Annotated in this window: 17 protein-coding genes, 1 tRNA gene, 1 pseudogene and 1 riboswitch; of the genes and pseudogenes, 9 read left to right on the top strand and 10 right to left on the bottom strand. The window is 71.1% G+C overall.

The window, feature by feature from the left end; genetic code table 11:
* Positions 1-93: 93 nt before the first annotated feature.
* Positions 94-169 (bottom strand) — tRNA-Glu (locus V5F67_RS07820).
* Positions 170-338: 169 nt separating this feature from the next.
* On the bottom strand, positions 339-1,049 hold the full coding sequence (locus V5F67_RS07825; RefSeq protein WP_394022007.1) for a YggS family pyridoxal phosphate-dependent enzyme: 711 nt from the start codon (positions 1,047-1,049) through the stop codon (positions 339-341).
* A 113-nt stretch (positions 1,050-1,162) separates the two neighbouring features.
* Here V5F67_RS07825 and V5F67_RS07830 point away from each other — a divergent pair, with 113 nt between their 5' ends.
* Positions 1,163-2,791, top strand: coding sequence for a sensor domain-containing diguanylate cyclase (locus V5F67_RS07830; RefSeq protein WP_394022006.1), 1,629 nt, complete (start codon positions 1,163-1,165; stop codon positions 2,789-2,791).
* A gap of 89 nt (positions 2,792-2,880) precedes the next feature.
* Here the strand turns inward: V5F67_RS07830 and V5F67_RS07835 are convergent, their stop codons facing one another.
* Genes V5F67_RS07835 through V5F67_RS07850 form a run of 4 tightly spaced genes read right to left on the bottom strand, consistent with a single transcriptional unit; the run spans position 2,881 to position 5,808 of the window.
* Positions 2,881-3,726, bottom strand: a complete 846-nt coding sequence (locus tag V5F67_RS07835; protein WP_394022005.1) for a C40 family peptidase — start codon at positions 3,724-3,726, stop codon at positions 2,881-2,883.
* Positions 3,723-5,093, bottom strand: coding sequence for a leucyl aminopeptidase family protein (locus V5F67_RS07840; RefSeq protein WP_394022004.1), 1,371 nt, complete (start codon positions 5,091-5,093; stop codon positions 3,723-3,725). The genes V5F67_RS07835 and V5F67_RS07840 overlap by 4 nt, the downstream gene beginning before the upstream one ends.
* Before the next feature lie 55 nt (positions 5,094-5,148).
* A complete protein-coding gene (locus tag V5F67_RS07845) occupies positions 5,149-5,634 on the bottom strand; it encodes an A24 family peptidase (protein WP_394022003.1) in 486 nt (161 codons plus the stop codon).
* A gap of 9 nt (positions 5,635-5,643) precedes the next feature.
* A complete protein-coding gene (locus tag V5F67_RS07850; protein WP_394022002.1) occupies positions 5,644-5,808 on the bottom strand; it encodes a Flp family type IVb pilin in 165 nt (54 codons plus the stop codon).
* Positions 5,809-6,089: 281 nt separating this feature from the next.
* Between V5F67_RS07850 and zapE the strand changes: the two genes are divergently transcribed.
* Positions 6,090-7,277 carry a cell division protein ZapE gene (gene zapE / locus V5F67_RS07855; RefSeq protein WP_394022001.1) on the top strand — a complete coding sequence of 396 codons (1,188 nt, stop codon included), beginning with the start codon at positions 6,090-6,092 and terminating at the stop codon, positions 7,275-7,277.
* Between the two features lie 176 nt (positions 7,278-7,453).
* On the opposite strand, the gene V5F67_RS07860 is transcribed toward zapE, so the two are convergent.
* The 4 genes from V5F67_RS07860 to thiO form a co-directional block, all read right to left on the bottom strand.
* Positions 7,454-8,071 (bottom strand): thiamine phosphate synthase, encoded by a 618-nt coding sequence (locus V5F67_RS07860; RefSeq protein ID WP_394022000.1) that lies wholly within the window; start codon positions 8,069-8,071, stop codon positions 7,454-7,456.
* 7 nt (positions 8,072-8,078) lie between these two features.
* Complete coding sequence (locus V5F67_RS07865; RefSeq protein ID WP_394021999.1) at positions 8,079-8,858, bottom strand: thiazole synthase; 780 nt, start codon at positions 8,856-8,858, stop codon at positions 8,079-8,081.
* 55 nt (positions 8,859-8,913) lie between these two features.
* Positions 8,914-9,123, bottom strand: a complete 210-nt coding sequence (thiS, locus tag V5F67_RS07870) for a sulfur carrier protein ThiS (protein ID WP_394021998.1) — start codon at positions 9,121-9,123, stop codon at positions 8,914-8,916.
* 5 nt (positions 9,124-9,128) lie between these two features.
* A complete protein-coding gene (thiO, locus tag V5F67_RS07875) occupies positions 9,129-10,334 on the bottom strand; it encodes a glycine oxidase ThiO (protein ID WP_394021997.1) in 1,206 nt (401 codons plus the stop codon).
* Positions 10,323-10,421, bottom strand: a riboswitch (TPP riboswitch). Its footprint overlaps the gene before it by 12 nt.
* 174 nt (positions 10,422-10,595) lie before the next feature.
* On the opposite strand from thiO, the gene V5F67_RS07880 reads away from it, so the two are divergent.
* The 7 genes and pseudogenes from V5F67_RS07880 (at position 10,596) to V5F67_RS07910 (ending at position 15,579) form a co-directional block, all read left to right on the top strand.
* A complete protein-coding gene (locus V5F67_RS07880) occupies positions 10,596-11,210 on the top strand; it encodes a glutathione S-transferase family protein (protein ID WP_394021996.1) in 615 nt (204 codons plus the stop codon).
* A 163-nt stretch (positions 11,211-11,373) separates the two neighbouring features.
* Positions 11,374-12,131: pseudogene (locus V5F67_RS07885) on the top strand (IS5 family transposase).
* Between the two features lie 67 nt (positions 12,132-12,198).
* On the top strand, positions 12,199-12,642 hold the full coding sequence (locus V5F67_RS07890) for an NUDIX domain-containing protein (RefSeq protein WP_394022239.1): 444 nt from the start codon (positions 12,199-12,201) through the stop codon (positions 12,640-12,642).
* 271 nt (positions 12,643-12,913) lie between these two features.
* The gene (sppA, locus tag V5F67_RS07895; protein ID WP_394022238.1) at positions 12,914-13,885 is read left to right on the top strand and encodes a signal peptide peptidase SppA; all 972 of its coding nucleotides are present in this window, start codon (positions 12,914-12,916) and stop codon (positions 13,883-13,885) included.
* 119 nt (positions 13,886-14,004) lie between these two features.
* Positions 14,005-14,289 (top strand): integration host factor subunit beta, encoded by a 285-nt coding sequence (gene ihfB / locus V5F67_RS07900; protein WP_121622447.1) that lies wholly within the window; start codon positions 14,005-14,007, stop codon positions 14,287-14,289.
* Positions 14,286-14,639, top strand: coding sequence for a lipopolysaccharide assembly protein LapA domain-containing protein (locus tag V5F67_RS07905; protein WP_394022237.1), 354 nt, complete (start codon positions 14,286-14,288; stop codon positions 14,637-14,639). Before ihfB ends, V5F67_RS07905 begins: the two co-directional genes overlap by 4 nt.
* 190 nt (positions 14,640-14,829) lie before the next feature.
* Positions 14,830-15,579, top strand: coding sequence for a carbonic anhydrase (locus V5F67_RS07910; RefSeq protein ID WP_394022242.1), 750 nt, complete (start codon positions 14,830-14,832; stop codon positions 15,577-15,579).
* Positions 15,580-15,897: the final 318 nt, after the last annotated feature.

Below are 15,897 nucleotides of genomic sequence, written 5' to 3' on the forward strand. Positions count from 1 at the left end.
GCTAGCGTATTGTCCGCGCATGCATATTAGCCACGCGTTTTAGCCACGCGTTGGACAGCGCGCCTCAAAATTCGCGTAAGTGCTTGAAAAGAATGGCGCTCCCAAGGGGACTCGAACCCCTGTTTTCGCCGTGAGAGGGCGACGTCCTAGACCGCTAGACGATGGGAGCATCTCGCGGAAGGCGGCCTCTATAGCGGCGAATGCGGGGGACTTCAAGCCTTGCGCGCCGCCATCCACCGTCGTCGCCGTCAGAAAGTTCGGCATGCCCGGCCGATGGGGCAGGAACGGGGAGCGGGGCCTGCCCGTCCCGGGCGTCACCGGTCACGGCGGACCCGGCCTCAGGCCGGGGTGGGGCGGTGGCCGAAGATGGCGCTGCCGACGCGCACGTGGGTCGCCCCCTGCAGGATGGCGGCCTCGAAATCGGCGCTCATGCCCATCGAGAGGCCGGTGAGGGCGTTGCGCGCCGCGATCTCCGCCAGGAGGGCAAAATGAGGGGCAGCCACCGCATCGGCGGGGGGGATGCACATGAGGCCGGCGATCCTAAGCCCGAATTGATCCCGGCACTGGGCGATGAAGGCGTCCGCGGCTTCCGGCAGCACGCCGGCCTTCTGCGGCTCGGCACCGGTGTTCACCTGCACAAACAGCTCAGGGCACCGCCCGTGGCGCGCCATCTCGGCGGCGAGCGCGGCGGCGATCTTGGGCCGGTCCACCGTGTGGATGGCGTCGAACAGCGCCACCGCGTCCCGCGCCTTGTTGGATTGCAGCGGACCGATGAGGTGCAGCTTCACGTCCGGATGGGCCTCGCGCAGCTGTGGCCATTTCGCCTGCGCCTCCTGAACCCGGTTCTCGCCGAACACGCGCTGCCCGGCGGCGATCACCGGCGAGATGTCGCAGGCGGGGAAAGTCTTGGAGACCGCCACCAGGCAGACCGAGCCCGGATCACGCCCGGCGAGGCGGCACGCATCGGCGATCTCGTGGCGCACCGCCGCGAGCCGCACCGCGCTCGCCGCCGGTCCGCCTGACGCGGTGTCGCTACCCGGGTCCGTCATCTCCATCCTCCGTTGCACAGGGGCGTGATGGACCGATCTCCCCAATGGATCAAGAAGAGGCTAGAAGGAATCTGCTGGCGCGAGCGATGCCGGTGGGGAGGGCAGTCCGGTCGATGGGCGGGGGCACTCAGGGTGGCGCGTCGGGTACGGACGGAGGCCGCACCAGCATTCGGCTGCGCATACTCGCGCTCATCTGCCTCGCCGCCGTGCCGCTTTCGGCCGAGCGCATCCTGTCGCTGCTGACCGACCGCCAGAATCAGATCACCGCCGCCGAGGACACGGTCCGCGACCTCGCCCATCGCGCCGCCCTGGCCCAGCAGGAGGGCCTCGCCTCGGGCAAGGCCGTGCTGGACGTGGTCTCGCGCCAGAGCGCGATCCTGCTCGAGAATCCCTCGGCCTGCAGCAAACAGCTTACCCTCCTCGCCCAGGAGATCGTCGGCATCCAGGGCCTGGCCCTCGCTTTGCCGGACGGACAGACGGTCTGCGCCAGCACGCCGGCGGCCATCGGCATGAACATCGCGGACCAGCGATGGGTGAAGGCTGCGCTCGGCTCTCCGGACATGGTGATGAGCGAGCTCACGGTGTCCCGGCTCACCGGCCGCAATGCGCTCTATTTGGCGCGCGCGGACCGCGACGCGGCGGGCGAGCCGGTGGCGATCGGAGTTGTGAGCATCGATCTGCAGTGGTTCTCCCGCATCGCCGCCCGCACCGCGCTCGGGTCGGGCACAGTGGTCGACGTGATCGGCAGCGACGGGGCGGTGATCGCCCGCTATCCGCTCGGCCCCGACATCGTCGGGCGACGCTTTCCTGACCACCCTTTGACGCAGGCGGTGGCTGGTGCCGAGGAAGGCGTGGCGCGGGTCGCCGGCTATGACGGGCGCGACCGCATCTTCGCCTTCATGCGCTTCGAAGGCACCAACGTGCACGTGGCCGTCGGCGTCGATGCCGACCGCATCGTCAGGCCCATCGATCAGAAGATCCTCGCCACGGCGATCGCCCACCTGGTGGCGCTGGCGTGCTTCCTGGCGCTGGCCTGGTTCGCTGCCGAGCGTCTCATCATCGCGCCCATCGAGCGCCTCACCCGCGCGGTCAAGGCGGTGGGGCGGGAGGAGGCGGAGACCGTGGACGACATCGGCGTGGCTGAATTCGCGCCCCTGGTTCAGGCGGTCGACCAAATGGCGCGGCGCCTGTCCGAACGCAATCGCGAGTTGCGCGGCCTCAATGACCGGCTGACCGCATTGGCACGGACCGACGGCCTCACCGATCTCCCCAACCGGCGCACCTTCGACGTCCAGTTCTCCCAGGACTGGGTGGCGGCGCGCGGCAATGCCACCCCGCTGACGCTCGTGATGGCGGACGTGGACAGCTTCAAGGGGTTCAACGACACCTACGGGCATCTCGCAGGCGACGACGCGCTGCGCGCGGTGGCGCGCGCGTTCAGCGCCGTGGCGACGGGCTCGGGCTATTTCGTCGCCCGCTATGGCGGCGAGGAGTTCGTGGTCCTCCTGCCGGGCGCGGAGGTGGAGCAGGGCATCACGTTCGCCGAAGAGGTGCGGGCCATGGTCGAGGCCCTGGGCATCGAGAACCGGCAGGCGGCGAACCGGCGCCTCACCATCAGCCTCGGCGTCGCCAGCGTTCTGCCCAACGGCAGCGGCCCGGATGCCCTGGTCGCCAGCGCCGATGCCGCGCTCTACGAGGCGAAGCGGCGGGGACGCAACTGCGTCGTGGCGGCCGGCGGCTGAGAGTGGCAGGCGTCGAGGAGCGTGCGCTCGTTCTGAGCTTGGCAGGGCGTTTTCCCGATCAAACAGGCTCAATTTGATCGGATCGCGCTCTAGAGGCGCCGCACCGACATCAGGGCGGAGCCGGCTGCGGCGATGCGCTCCAGGGCGGGGCCGAGCGGCTCGCGCGCCACCGCCATGTGGAAGGCGTTGGCGTGGAGCAGGGTGTCGGGGGCTTCCGCGATCGCCACATGGCCGGGCCAGAACAGGAGGTCGCCGCGCCGGAACGGGCCGTCGAGGGCTGCGGGCGCGCCGAGCGCGCGCTCCTGCATGTCGCTGTCGCGCGGGGCGGCGATGCCGCAGGCGTTGAGCGCGGTCTGCACCAGGCCCGAGCAGTCGAGCCCGAGGCTGGAGCGCCCGCCCCAGAGATAGGGCGTGCCGACGAAGCGCGCGGCCACCGCCACCGGGTCGGTCTCGCTGCGGTTGATGGGGGCGAGATGGCCGGAGAACAGGAAGCCCTCGCCGGTGACGAGGAAGCGCTCGCGCTCGCCGTTCACGCTCACCCGGGCGCCGAAGGGCAGGGCGGCGATCGGCGGCAGCTTGATGTCCGGCCCGGGAAACAGGAAGGTCCGCAGCGCCACCACCTTGTGGGTCGGCGCGCCGGCGAGCGGCGCCAGCGCCTCCGCCGGTAGGTAGCCCACATAGCCGTCGGCGAGCAGCTGCGCCCAGGCCCAGCCTTCGGCATCCTCCTCCAGCACCCGCACGCTCTCGCCGAGGAGCGCCTCGCTGTCGAGCGGGGCGTCGCCGGCGGGATGGCGGCGCAGGGGCGCCACCGGCGCGGTGACGCGCCGCAGTTCCCCCGCCACGTAGCGGGGCGCGGCCACCTGGTCGCGCACGCCTTCCCAGGCCAGGTCGGGCCGCGCCGGGGTGATGCGCGGGTCGAGGGCGGCGGCGCTCATCGCGCCGCGCCGTAGCGCTCGGCGATCAGCGCGTCGAGGGCGCGGATGGTCTGGGCCTCGCCGCCCTCCGGTCGGCCGGGACGGGTGGACGGGTTCCAGGCGAACAGGTCGAGATGCAGCCAGGAGCCCGTGGGGGCCGCGAACTTCTCCAGGAACAAGGCGGCGGTGATGGCGCCCGCGAGCCCGCCCGAGGAGACGTTGTTGGTGTCGGCGATCTTCGAGTCGAGCATGGAGGCGTAGGGCTGCCAGAGCGGCAGGCGCCACAGCGGGTCGGCCTCGGCCTTGGCGTGGCGCGCGAGGTCGGCGGCGAGCGCGTCGTCGGCGGTGAAGGCGGCGGGAAGCTGCGGGCCGAGCGCCACGCGCGCGGCGCCGGTGAGGGTGGCGAAATCGATCAGGAGGTCGGGCTCCTCCTCGCAGGCCAGCGCGAGCGCGTCGGCAAGCACCAGGCGGCCTTCCGCATCGGTGTTGCCCACCTCCACCGAAAGGCCCTTGCGGCTCGCGAGCACGTCGCCCGGCCGGAACGCGCTCGCCGAGATGGAATTCTCCACCGCCGGGATCAGCACCTTGAGGCGCACCTTGGCGCCACGCGCCAGCAGCAGGTGGGCGAGGCCCAGCGCCGAGGCCGCTCCGCCCATGTCCTTCTTCATCAGCAGCATGGCCGAGGAGGGCTTGATGTCGAGGCCGCCGGTGTCGAAGGCGACCCCCTTGCCCACCAGCGTGACCTTGGGAAGGCTCTCGTCGCCGGCGGTGATCTCGATCAGCCGCGGCGCCGAGGCCGAGGCGCGCCCCACCGCATGGATGAGCGGGAAGTTCTGCGCCAGGAGGTCCTCGCCGCGGATCACCCGCATCGTCGCGCCGTGCTCGGCGGCGAGCGCGCGGGCGGTGTCCTCGATCTCGGCCGGGCCCAGGTCGTTGGTGGGGGTATTGACGAGGTCGCGCACCAATTCCACCGCCGCGACGGTGCGGGCGAGATCGCCGGCGTCCACGCCCGCCGGAGCGGCGAGGCGCACCGCGCGGTCCGGTGCCTTGCGGTAGCGCGTGAAGCGATAGGCGCCGAGGGCGAATCCGAGGGCCGCCAGGCGCGGGCTTTCAAGCGCGCCTTCGAGCCGGTAGGTGCCGGGCGGCAGGATTGCGGGGAGGGCGCCGGGCGCGAACGGATCGCCCCCCTCGGCGAGGCCGAACAGCACTCCGGCGAGGGCTCCGTCCGCGCCCGGCACCAGCAGGTGCTTGCCGGCCGCGGCCTCGAAGCCTGCGCTCTGCGCGAACCGCCGCGTCGCCTCGGGCAGGTCGGCCTGGGGAAAGCTTTTCTTGGTGACGCACCAGATGGGCCGGCTCTCGGCCGGCGCGCTCACGATCACTTCACGCATGTCATTGCTCCTCGCTGTGCGAGGTAGCACGCCGGCGCGCCGTTGGAGAAGCGGCTCAGGCGCCGAGCATCAGGCTGGAATAGGGATGGAGCAGCAGTCCCGCGCCCGCGAGCGCCACCGCGTAGGGCAGGCTCGCCTCCATGGCTGGAGCGGCCGGACCGGCCCCGGCGTGGCGCTGGAGCCGGAGCGCGAGGGCGAGCGACAGGCCGCCGCCGATCAGTCCGGCGATGAGCGCGAACAAAGGCAGCTGCACGGGATCGAGCCACAACATCAGCGCGCCGGCGAACTTGGCGTCGCCGGCGCCCACGAGATCCTGCGAGAACAGCGAGAAGCCGAGGCTCGTCACCGCCCCCGCCACCAGCAGGCGCAGGGAGAGGTCGGGCAATGGCGAGACCAGCGCCATGGCTGCGAACCCGGCGACCAGCGCCGCCACCAGCAGGTTTGGGATGATGCGTCGGGCGATGTCGGTGCCGATCGCGACGCACAGCACCGTGGGATAGAGGCCGATGAGGATGATTTCCTGGAACACCGGGGCGGACACGCGCGTGCCCTACTGGCCGGCGATGGCGGTGGTCGCCTTGAGCCGCGAGAACGTGGTCGCCACCTGCGCCAGCACGGTGACGATGGCGATGGAGAGGCCGGCGGCGATCAACCCGTATTCCAGGGCGGTCGAGCCGTGTTCCTCCCGAATGAAGCGGGCAAGTAGGAGCTTCATCGCGTCCGATCCGGTTGTCTTGCGCGACCAAAACGCCGCGCCAGCGCAACGCTAGGGGACGCCCGTTGCGGGGAGGTAAAGCTGCATTATTTCGATACCGCTTCGCGGGGCGCCTCTGCGGTAAGGGTTAACGGTCCGTCTTGACGCCAATTGGCGTGTCTCGGCGCGGCCCCGCCCGTCCACCGTGCATTGATACGCGCACCGCCGGGAGACTATACCGATCCCTGGGGCCGGCAGGCCCGTGGGCAAGGCGCGGCAATGCCGGGAGCGGAGGCGGGTTGATGGGGTCGGAGACCACGGCGCGGGTGTCGGAGCTCTATGCGGCGAAGGTGGCGGCGGGCGACATTTCCCCCGATCCGGCGCAGGCCGAGGTGGTCTCGGCGTTCGCCCGCCTCGAGCTGGAGCTGCGCCAGCGCGCCATGGCGCAGAAATCCTCGGCGCTCGGCTGGCTGTTCCACCGCCGGGCTCCGGTGGCGCCGAAGGGACTCTACGTCTACGGCAAGGTCGGACGGGGCAAGACCATGCTCATGGACCTGTTCTTCTCGGCCCTGCCGGCCAAGGGCAAGCGGCGCGCCCACTTCCACGAATTCATGGGCGATGTGCACGAGCGCATCTTCAGGGAGCGCGAGGCGCAGAAGAAGGGCGAGCGCAAGACCGCCGACCCCATCGCCCCGGTGGCGGCCCAGCTCGCGGCGGAGGCCAAGGTGCTGTGCTTCGATGAGTTCCACGTCACCGACATCGCCGACGCCATGATCCTCGGACGCCTGTTCGAGAAGCTGTTCGCCGACGGCGTGGTGGTGGTGGCGACCTCCAACGTCGCGCCCGGCGACCTCTATGCGGGCGGGCTCAACCGGGCGCTGTTCCTGCCCTTCATCGCCGAGATCAAGCAGCGCATGGAGGTGCTGAGCCTCGATTCGCGCACCGACTACCGCATGGAGAAGCTGGAAGGCGTCTCCACCTGGCACACCCCGCTCGGCCCGGGGGCCGACGCGGCGGTGGATGCCGCCTGGAAGCGCCTTGCCGGCCCCGGCGGCGGCGTGCCGAGCCACATCACCCTGAAGGGGCGCCAGCTCGACATCCCGGCCATGGCCAACGGCGCGGCGCGGTTCTCGTTCGCCAACCTGTGCGAGGCTCCGCTCGGCCCCAACCCGGACTATCTGGCGCTGGCGCGCATGTTCCACACCGTGGTGCTGGAGCACATCCCGATCATGGGGCAGGACCAGCGCAACGAGGCCAAGCGCTTCATCTCGCTCATCGACACGCTCTACGACGCCAACGTGAAGCTGGTCGCCTCGGCCGCCGCCGAGCCGGACGGGCTCTATATCGGCACCGAGGGGGCGGAGGCGTTCGAGTTCGCGCGCACGGTCTCGCGCCTGCACGAGATGCGCTCCGACGAGTATCTGGCGAAGCCGCACGGGCGCGGCGATTCGGCGGCCTCCGGCGACACCACGGGCCTGGTGGAGACCTGAGCAGGAGAGCGGAGCTTCCTCGGCGCGGCGATGGCGCAAAGCCGACGTCATGCCCCGGCTTGTCCCGGGCATCCACGCCGGGCCGCTCGCGCACCCTGCAAAGGAAGGCGCCTGGCCGCGGGGCGCGGATGGCCGGGACAAGCCCGGCCACGACCGGAAAGGAAGGATTGGCCGAGCTATATCTTGAACGGCCCCGCGACCGCCCGGAACGCGGTGGCCGGGTCGTCCGCCCGCATCACGCCGCCCATGACGGCGAGCCCCGCCGCGCCCGCTGCCCAGCAGGCGCCCGCCTCGGCGGCGCCTACGCCGCCGAGCGCAAGCACCGGGACGGGGCAGGCGCGGGCGAAGGCGGCGAGCCCTTCCAGCCCCAGGGCCGGCCCGTAGCCGGGCTTGGAAGCGGTCAGGAACACCGGGCTCGCGGTGACATAGTCGAGGCTGGCGGCGTCGGTCTGCGCCGCCTCCTCCCGGGAGTGGAGGGACAGCCCCACCAGCGCCTTTGGCCCGAGCAGCGCCCGCGCCGCGGCCGCATCGGAGCCGCCGGGCAGGTGCACGCCATCGGCCCCCGCTGCCCGGGCGAGCGCGGCCGCGCCGTGCAGCGTCACCCGCGCGCCGAACGGCCGCGCGACCCCGGCGATGCGGGCGAACAGCGCGACCTGCTCGACCTCCGGCAGGTCCTTCTCGCGCAGGCTGATCCAGCGGCAGCCGCCGGCGCAGGCGGCGGCGACCACGGCCGCGAGATCGCCCTTCGCCTGCGACCGGTCGGTGATGAGGAGCGCCGGCGGGACGGGCAGCACCGCCGCCTCAGCTGCCGACGAGGCCGAATTCGGGGCTCGACGCTTCCGCGTGCAATCTCTTGGGGATGCGCCCCGACAGCCGGGCGAGGCGCCCGCCTTCCACCGCGTGGCGGAAGGCAGCGGCCATGCGGACCGGGTCGTGCGCCTTCGACACCGCGGTGTTGAGCAGCACCGCTGCGCAGCCGAGCTCCATGGCGAGCGCGGCATCCGAGGCGGTGCCGATGCCCGCGTCCAGCACCACCGGCACCGGCGAGCGGGCGCAGATCAGCTCGATCATGTGCGGGTTGGCGATGCCGAGCCCGGTGCCGATCATGGAGCCGAGCGGCATCACGGTGGCGGCGCCGAGGTCGGCGAGCTTCTGGCAGGTGACGGGATCGTCGTTGCAGTAGGGCAGCACGACGAAGCCGCGGCTCACCAGCTCCTCGGTGGCCTTCAGCAGCTCTTCCACGTTGGGATAGAGCAGCTCCCGGTCGCCGATCACCTCCAGCTTCACCCAGTCGGTCTCCAGCGCCTCGCGGGCCAGCTCGGCGGTGAGGATGGCGTCCTTCGCGGTCTGGCATCCGGCGGTGTTGGGCAGGATGTGGACCCGGCCGGCGAGCAGGTCGGTCAGGCTCTCCTCGTAGCCGGCGAGGCTGATGCGGCGGATCGAGGCGGTCGCCATCTGCGCGCCGGAGGCCTCCAGCGCATCCAGGAACACCTTCTGGTTCGGATAGCCGGCGGTGCCGAGGAACAGGCGCGAGGTGAAGCTGCGCCCGGCGATGACGAGGGGATCGTTGAACTCGGTCATGGTTGTTCTCGTTCTTTCCTGCGCGAAGCGCTCCCTCCCCGGAGCGCCTGGGGGGTCAGCCCCCCTGCTTCGCCTCGATGATCTCCACCTGGTCGCCGGCCGCAAGCCGGGTCTCGCCCCAGGCGCGGCGCGGCACCACGGCGCCGTTGAGCGCCACCGCGATGCCCTTGCGGCCGTCCTCCACGCCCTTCTCGCGCAAAAGCTCCGCGACGGTGGCGACGGGGTGCCGCTCCGGCGCGCCGTTCACCTTCAGGGCGAGCGTCATGGCCGTCACTCCGCCGCCGCGCGCGGGGCGAAGCGCGACGCCGTGAACGGCGCCGCCACCGCGTCCATGCGGCCGTCGAGGATCTGGGAGACGATGGCATCGGTCGTCACCGGCAGCAGCAGGATGCCGTTGCGGTGGTGGCCGGTGGCGTAGACGAGGCCCTCCACCTCGGCGCTCGGGCCGAGGATCGGCGCGTCGTCGCGGCTGCCGGGGCGGAAGCCCACCCACTGCTCGATGATCGGCAGCTCCTCCAGGGTCGGCAGCGCGCGCCAGGCATTGGTGAGCAGCGCCAGCAGGCCGCCGGCGGTGAGCGAGGTGTCGAAGCCCTTCTCCTCGGTGGTGGCGCCGATGATGAGCCGGCCGTCGCGGCGCGGCACCAGATAGGCGCCGGGCGCCCACAGGACGTGGGTGAGGATCGGCGCCGCCGGGTCCATCTGCAGCGCCAGCATCTGGCCCTTGATGGGCCGCACCGGCAGGGGCGCCGCCGGGGCCGTGCCGATGCCGCGGCTCCAGGCGCCGGCGGCGAGCACCGCCACGTCGGCGCCGTGGAGCGCGCCGCCCGCCACCACGCCGGTGACGCGGCCGGACGCGGCCTCGATCCGCTCCGCCGGCAGGCCCTCGTGGAGCCCGACGCCGGCGGCGAGCGCCGCCGCCTTCAGTGCCGCGGCCACCTTGCGGTTGTCCACCTGGTGGTCTTCCGGCGTCAGGATCGCGCCCGCCACCTTGGCCGCGAGATAGGGCTCGCGCCGACGCACCTCGGCGCCGCCGAGCCATTCCACCGGCAGGCCGAGGGAGGTCTGGAGCGCGTGGAGATGCCGCAGCCGCGCGAGGTCGTCGGCGGTGAGGGCGATGGAGAGCGTGCCCTCCGTGCGCAGGTCGACGCCCGTGCCCGTCTCCTGCTCCAGCTCAGCGGCGAAGGCGGGCCAGAGCGCCTGGCTCGCGCGGTTGAGCGCGAGCAGGACATGCTCGCCGGGCTCGGCCTCGGCGCAGGCGGCGAGCATGCCGGCGGCGGCATGGGTGGCGCCCCGGCCGGCCTCGCCGGCCTCGAACACATCCACCGGGCAGCCTGCCTTGGCGAGCCGCCAGGCGATGGCGAGCCCGATGACGCCGCCGCCGACGATGGCGACGCGCGGGCACGATTCCTTCATCCGCGCCGGGCTGGCGGCGGTTTCGGACGAAGACGATGCGAAGGTCGATAAGCTCGCGCTCATCGGCATCTCCCTACGCTGGCATGATCCAGACAGGTTCGATGGGTATGATCTCAGCCGTGCACGTGCACGGCACCCCAGGCCGTATGCGCATTATCCATCGCCGCAGCCCCGCGCGCAAGGCCCTGAGCCGGCTCGCACCCACGCAAGGCGTGGATGCTCCGATCACGTCGGAGCATGACGGCGGATACGTCCTGATGCGGACTCGACACCCGTTGATGTTCCCTTTATGTTCTGAAAGATCAAATCCAGGGAGAACCGCCAGTGAAGCTCTATTGGGCGCCCCATAGCCGGGCCTTTCGCGTGCTGTGGATGCTGGAGGAGGCCGGGGTTGCCTATGAGCGGGCGCTGGTCGACATCCGCAACGGCGCCCAGGACACGCCGGCTTTCCGCGCCGTCAATCCCATGGGCAAGGTTCCGGCGCTGACCGATGGCGAAGCGCGCCTCGCCGAGAGCGCCGCCATCTGCGCCTACGTGGCTGAGCGCGTGCCGGAAGCCGGCCTCGCCCCGGCCCTGGGCGATCCGGCGCGCGGGCGCTATCTGCAATACCTGTTCTTCTCGGCCGGCTGCATGGAGCCGGCCTTCGTGCAGAAGATGATGGGTGTGAGCCTGCCCAAGTCGAGCGCCGGCTGGGGCAGCTTCGACCTGGTGATGGAGGTGGTGGACGCGGCGCTGACGCCCGGTCCCTATCTGCTGGGGGAGCAGTTCACCGCCGCCGACGTGATGCTGGGCTCCGACGTGTGGTACGGCATCGGCCTGCTCAAGGTGATCGATCCCACCCCGGCCATGGTCGCCTATGTGGAGCGCCTCACGGCGCGCCCCGCCTTCAAGAGGGCGCAGGAGATCGAGGCCGCGGCGCTGGCCGCAGCGGCGGGCTGAGGCCAGGCGCCGGGCCGGCGCTTCCGGGGCCGCGCCCGCACGGCTGCGTCTTCTGGCCGGTGCGGACAGGCCTTTGCGGTCTAGGCGGGATCGACATTCAGGATTCCCAGCGCGCTGAAATGCTGATTCATAGGGAACCGTGTTTTCCGCACGGAGCCCCGGCATGGCCGCGAAACGGTATGAATTGAGCGACGCTCAATGGGAGAAGATCGCGCCGCTGTTGCCCGGCAAGGCGACGGATCCCGGGCGGACGGGCTCGGATAACCGCTTGTTCGTCAACGGGTGTCTTTGGGTTCTACGGTCCGGCGCGCACTGGTGCGACCTGCCCGAGCGCTATGGCCGCTGGAAGAGCATCCACAAGCGCTTCAGCCGCTGGTGCCACGCCGGGGTCTGGGAGCGCGTGTTCGAGGCTCTGACAGCCGATCACGACAACCGCTATCTGATGATCGACTCAACCATCGTCCGCGCCCACCAGCAGGCCGCGAGCGGAAAAGGGGGGCCAAGGATCAGGCGCTGGGGCGTTCCCGAGGGGGATTGACCACCAAGATCCACATGCTGGCCGACGCGCTGGGGCGGCCCTTGCGCTTCATCGTCACGGCCGGCCAGAAAGGCGATGTCACCGCCGCTCCAGCCCTGGTGGAGGGCCGGGTCGGTGGCGCCGTGCTCGCCGACAAGGCCTATGACAGCAATGCCTTCCGCAAGATCGTGACCGGCATCGGCGCGACGGCGGTGATCCCTTCCAACCGCACCCGCAAGGTGCTCATCGCCCACGATGTCATGGCTTACAGGCGGCGCAACCGGATCGAGCGCTGCTTCAACCGCCTCAAGCACTTCCGACGCTTCGCGACCAGATATGACCGCAGGACAATCCACTTCACCGGCTTCATCCACATCGCCGCAGCCATGATCTGGCTGCGATGAATGTCGATATGCTCTAGCCTTTGCGGTCCAGCCTGTGCCGCGGCGCCGGATGGTCTAAGGTGGCGGCATGCTTGGGCTCATTCCCCTGATCCGCCGGGTGCGCCACGGCATGACGCTCGGCGTGCGCGTCATGGCCGAGGACGCGGACGGGCGCCTGCTGCTGGTGCGCCATTCCTACCTGCCGGGCTGGCACCTGCCCGGCGGCGGCGTCGATTTCGGCGAGACCGCCGCCGATGCCGCGCGGCGCGAGTTGAAGGAGGAGGCGAACGTGGAGGCCGAGGAGCCGCTCGCCATGGCGGGCATGTTCTTCAACCCCCGCGTCGGCGGGCGCGACCACGTGGTGCTGTTCCGCGCCGGCCGCATCGTCATCGGCCCGCGCCCGGCGCGCAACCTCGAGATCCTCGCCGCCGAATTCTTCGCGCCCGACGCGCTGCCGCAGGACATCTCGCCCGCGACCCTGCGGCGCATCGCCGAGCAAGAGGGCCGGACGCCGGTCTCCGACATGTGGTGAGCGGCCCGCCGTTTCCTGCCGGCGGCCGCGTTTTTCTTTTGTGCGTTTCTTTTGTGCGCGGCAATCGCCGCGGCCGCGCCGGACGGCCGGCTCCTTCCGCCGCGGGGCCTCGCCCGATCGGCCGGGCGAGGGCGTGACGGCGCCGCTTGCGCTTGCCAAGGGCGGGTCCGCCCGCTTAAGTCCGCACCGCGCGGGCGCCGCCGCCGCTCCCGTCCCGGCATCGGGCCGGGGATGGCGTGCGGCTCCGGGGGCGCCGTCTGGAGTTTCCGCCATGTCCCTCGACGCCGATCAGATCGTCGAACGCCGCCGCCTCAGGCGCAAGCTCACCTTCTGGCGCACGCTCGGCGTGCTCGCCGCGGTCGCCGCGGTGGCGGTGGCGGCCTCGGTGATCGCCGGCCGCACCATTTCCGCCTCCACGCCGCACGTGGCGCGGGTGGTGATCGGCGGCGTGATCCGCAACGACCGCGAGCGCGTCGAGATGCTGGACGACATCGCCGAATCCCGCGCCGCGGCGGTGATCCTGTCCATCGACAGTCCCGGCGGTACCGTCACCGGCGCCGAGCAGCTCTACGACGCGCTCCAGCGCCTCGCCAAGAAGAAGCCGGTGGTCGCCGTGGTGGAGGGCCTCGCCGCCTCGGGCGGCTACATCGCCGCCATCGGCGCCGACCACATCGTCGCCCGGCGCAACGCGCTCGTGGGCTCGGTGGGCGTCATCTACCAGTTTCCCAACGTCTACGAGCTGCTGAAGGGCGTCGGCATCTCGGTGGAGGACATCAAGTCGTCGCCGCTCAAGGCCGCCCCCAACGGCTACACCCCCACCTCGCCGGAGGCGCGCGCCGCCATCGACGCGCTGGTGGTGGACACCTACGGCTGGTTCAAGGGCCTCGTCGCCAGCCGCCGCAAGCTCACCGACGCCCAGCTCGCCACCGTCGCCGACGGGCGCGTCTTCACCGGCCACCAGGGCCTCGGCCTGCAGCTGGTGGACGAGCTCGGCGACGAGACCACGGCGCGCGCGTGGCTCGCCCGCGAGAAGGGGGTCTCCGAGGACCTCAAGGTGCGCACCTGGCGCACCCGGCAGGTGGGCGACGAGTTCGGCTGGCTTTCGAGCGCGGTCACCGGGCTCGCCGGCGCCCTCGGCTTCCCGCAGCTCGCCGCCATCCTGTCGCAGGCCACAAGCGCCGCATTGGAGCGGGCTCAGCTTGACGGCCTATTGGCCCTCTGGCACCCTCAAATCGACAGGTGAACGGTGCTTGAGAACCGTCCGAATTCCGGCCCGCGCATCTGCTCCGGTCCCGCTTGGGCGGGGGCTGGTCGTCGGAGGCGGCGGCACTCTGGATCGTTCCTGGGGGAGACGAAGCCGTCATGATCAAGTCCGAACTGGTGCAGAAGATCGCGGAAGCCAACCCCCATCTCTATCAGCGCGACGTCGAGAACATCGTCAACGCCATCCTCGAGCAGATCGTCTCGGCTCTGGAGCGGGGCGACCGCGTGGAGCTGCGCGGCTTCGGCGCCTTCTCGGTGAAGAAGCGCGACGCGCGCGTCGGCCGCAACCCGCGCACCGGCAAGCAGGTCGAGGTGAGCGAGAAGAGCGTGCCCTATTTCAAGACCGGCAAGGAGATGCGCGAGCGTCTCAACGACGGGCGGTGAGCGTGGGCCGCGTCCTCTCGCTCCTGATCGTCGTTCCGCTCTCCATCCTCGGCGTGGCGCTGGCGGTGGCCAACCGCAAGCCGGTGACCGTCTCGCTCGATCCCTTCACGCCCGCGACGCCGGCCTTCTCGGTGACGGTGCCCCTGTTCGCGGTGATCTTCGCCGCCCTGATCGCCGGGGTCGTCCTCGGCGGGCTGGTCACCTGGGTGAGCCAGGGCCGCTTCCGCCGCGAGGCGCGGCTCGCCCGCCGCGAGATGCGGCGCGAGGATCGCCGTGCCGAGGATCGCCGTGCCGAGGAGCGGCGCGACGCCGGCGCGCGCTCCATGTCGCTTCCCGCCCCGCGCGGCTGACCGGCCGCCCTCCGCCAGCCTTTTCCACGCCGCCGACCGCGCCCCGGCGCGCCGGAACCATCGTTCGCGGCCTAACGCATTCCGCTGCGTCATGTTTTTGCCGCCGCGCCGATGGCTCGGTTCAAGCGTGCTTCATCCGCCCGTGGTATCTTGGCGCCGTCCCAAGGACAGAAAGACACGAGCCATGTCCATCACCCGTCGCAGCCTCCTTTCCGGCCTCGCGGCCTGCCCGCTGTGCGCCGGCCTCGCACGCGCCGAAGCCGCCCATCCCCATTGGACCTATGAGGGCCATGGCGGGCCGAAGGACTGGGGCGCGCTCTCCGCCGATTTCCAGGCCTGCGCGCTCGGCAGCCAGCAGTCGCCGGTGAACCTGGAGGGGGCCGTCGAGACGCCGCAGAAGCCGCTCGCCTTCTCCTGGTCGGCGCAACCCTTCAAGGTGGTCAATAACGGCCACACCATCCAGGCGGATGCACTGTCCGGCGCCAACAGCGTCGACCTCTCCGGCAAGGCCTATGAGCTGAAGCAGTTCCATTTCCATGCGCCGAGCGAGCACGCGATCGGCGGCGCGCGCACCGCCATGGAGGTGCATTTCGTCCATGCCCGGCCAGAGGGCGGCCTCGCCGTGGTGGGCGTGCTCATGAAGGCCGGCAAGTCCAATGCCGCCTTCGCGCAGGTGATGGCGGTGGCGCCGAAGGCCGAGGGCGCGGCGGCGGCGCAGCCGGTGATCGACATCACCGCCTTCCTGCCGGCGTCCCGCAGCCTCTACCGCTATGAGGGCTCGCTCACGACGCCGCCCTGCTCGGAGGTGGTGGACTGGAACGTCTTCGCCACCCCGATCGAGGTGGGGCAGGCGGACATCGACGCCTTCCGCGCCATCTTCCCCATGAATGCGCGTCCGCTCCAGGCGATCAACCGGCGCTTCCTGCTCCAGCTCAACTGACCCCTTGTGCCCTTGGCGGCTGCCCCCGCGCGGCGCGGCCGCGTTCCGGCGCTACGCCAGATGCCGCCGCGATACGGGAGAAAGAGGAATTTAGTCCTTGACAGCCGGACGCTGCTCCGCTAGGGTTGCGGCACGTTCGAGATTTGCGCCCGGCGCCCGCTCCTTCCCAAAGTGAGCCGGCAGGCCGCGCGTTCCCGCCGCGACGTCTCGCATTCTGAACATCGCGCCTCCTGAACCTCTCGTTTCCTGAACCCCGCGCCCTGGGTTCGCGCCGCGAACCTGTCGCGCCTCAGCCGGAACCGCCGCCATGCCGAGACC

This window comes from Xanthobacter pseudotagetidis (assembly GCF_043194795.2).
Taxonomy (GTDB): Bacteria; Pseudomonadota; Alphaproteobacteria; order Rhizobiales; family Xanthobacteraceae; genus Xanthobacter; species Xanthobacter tagetidis_A.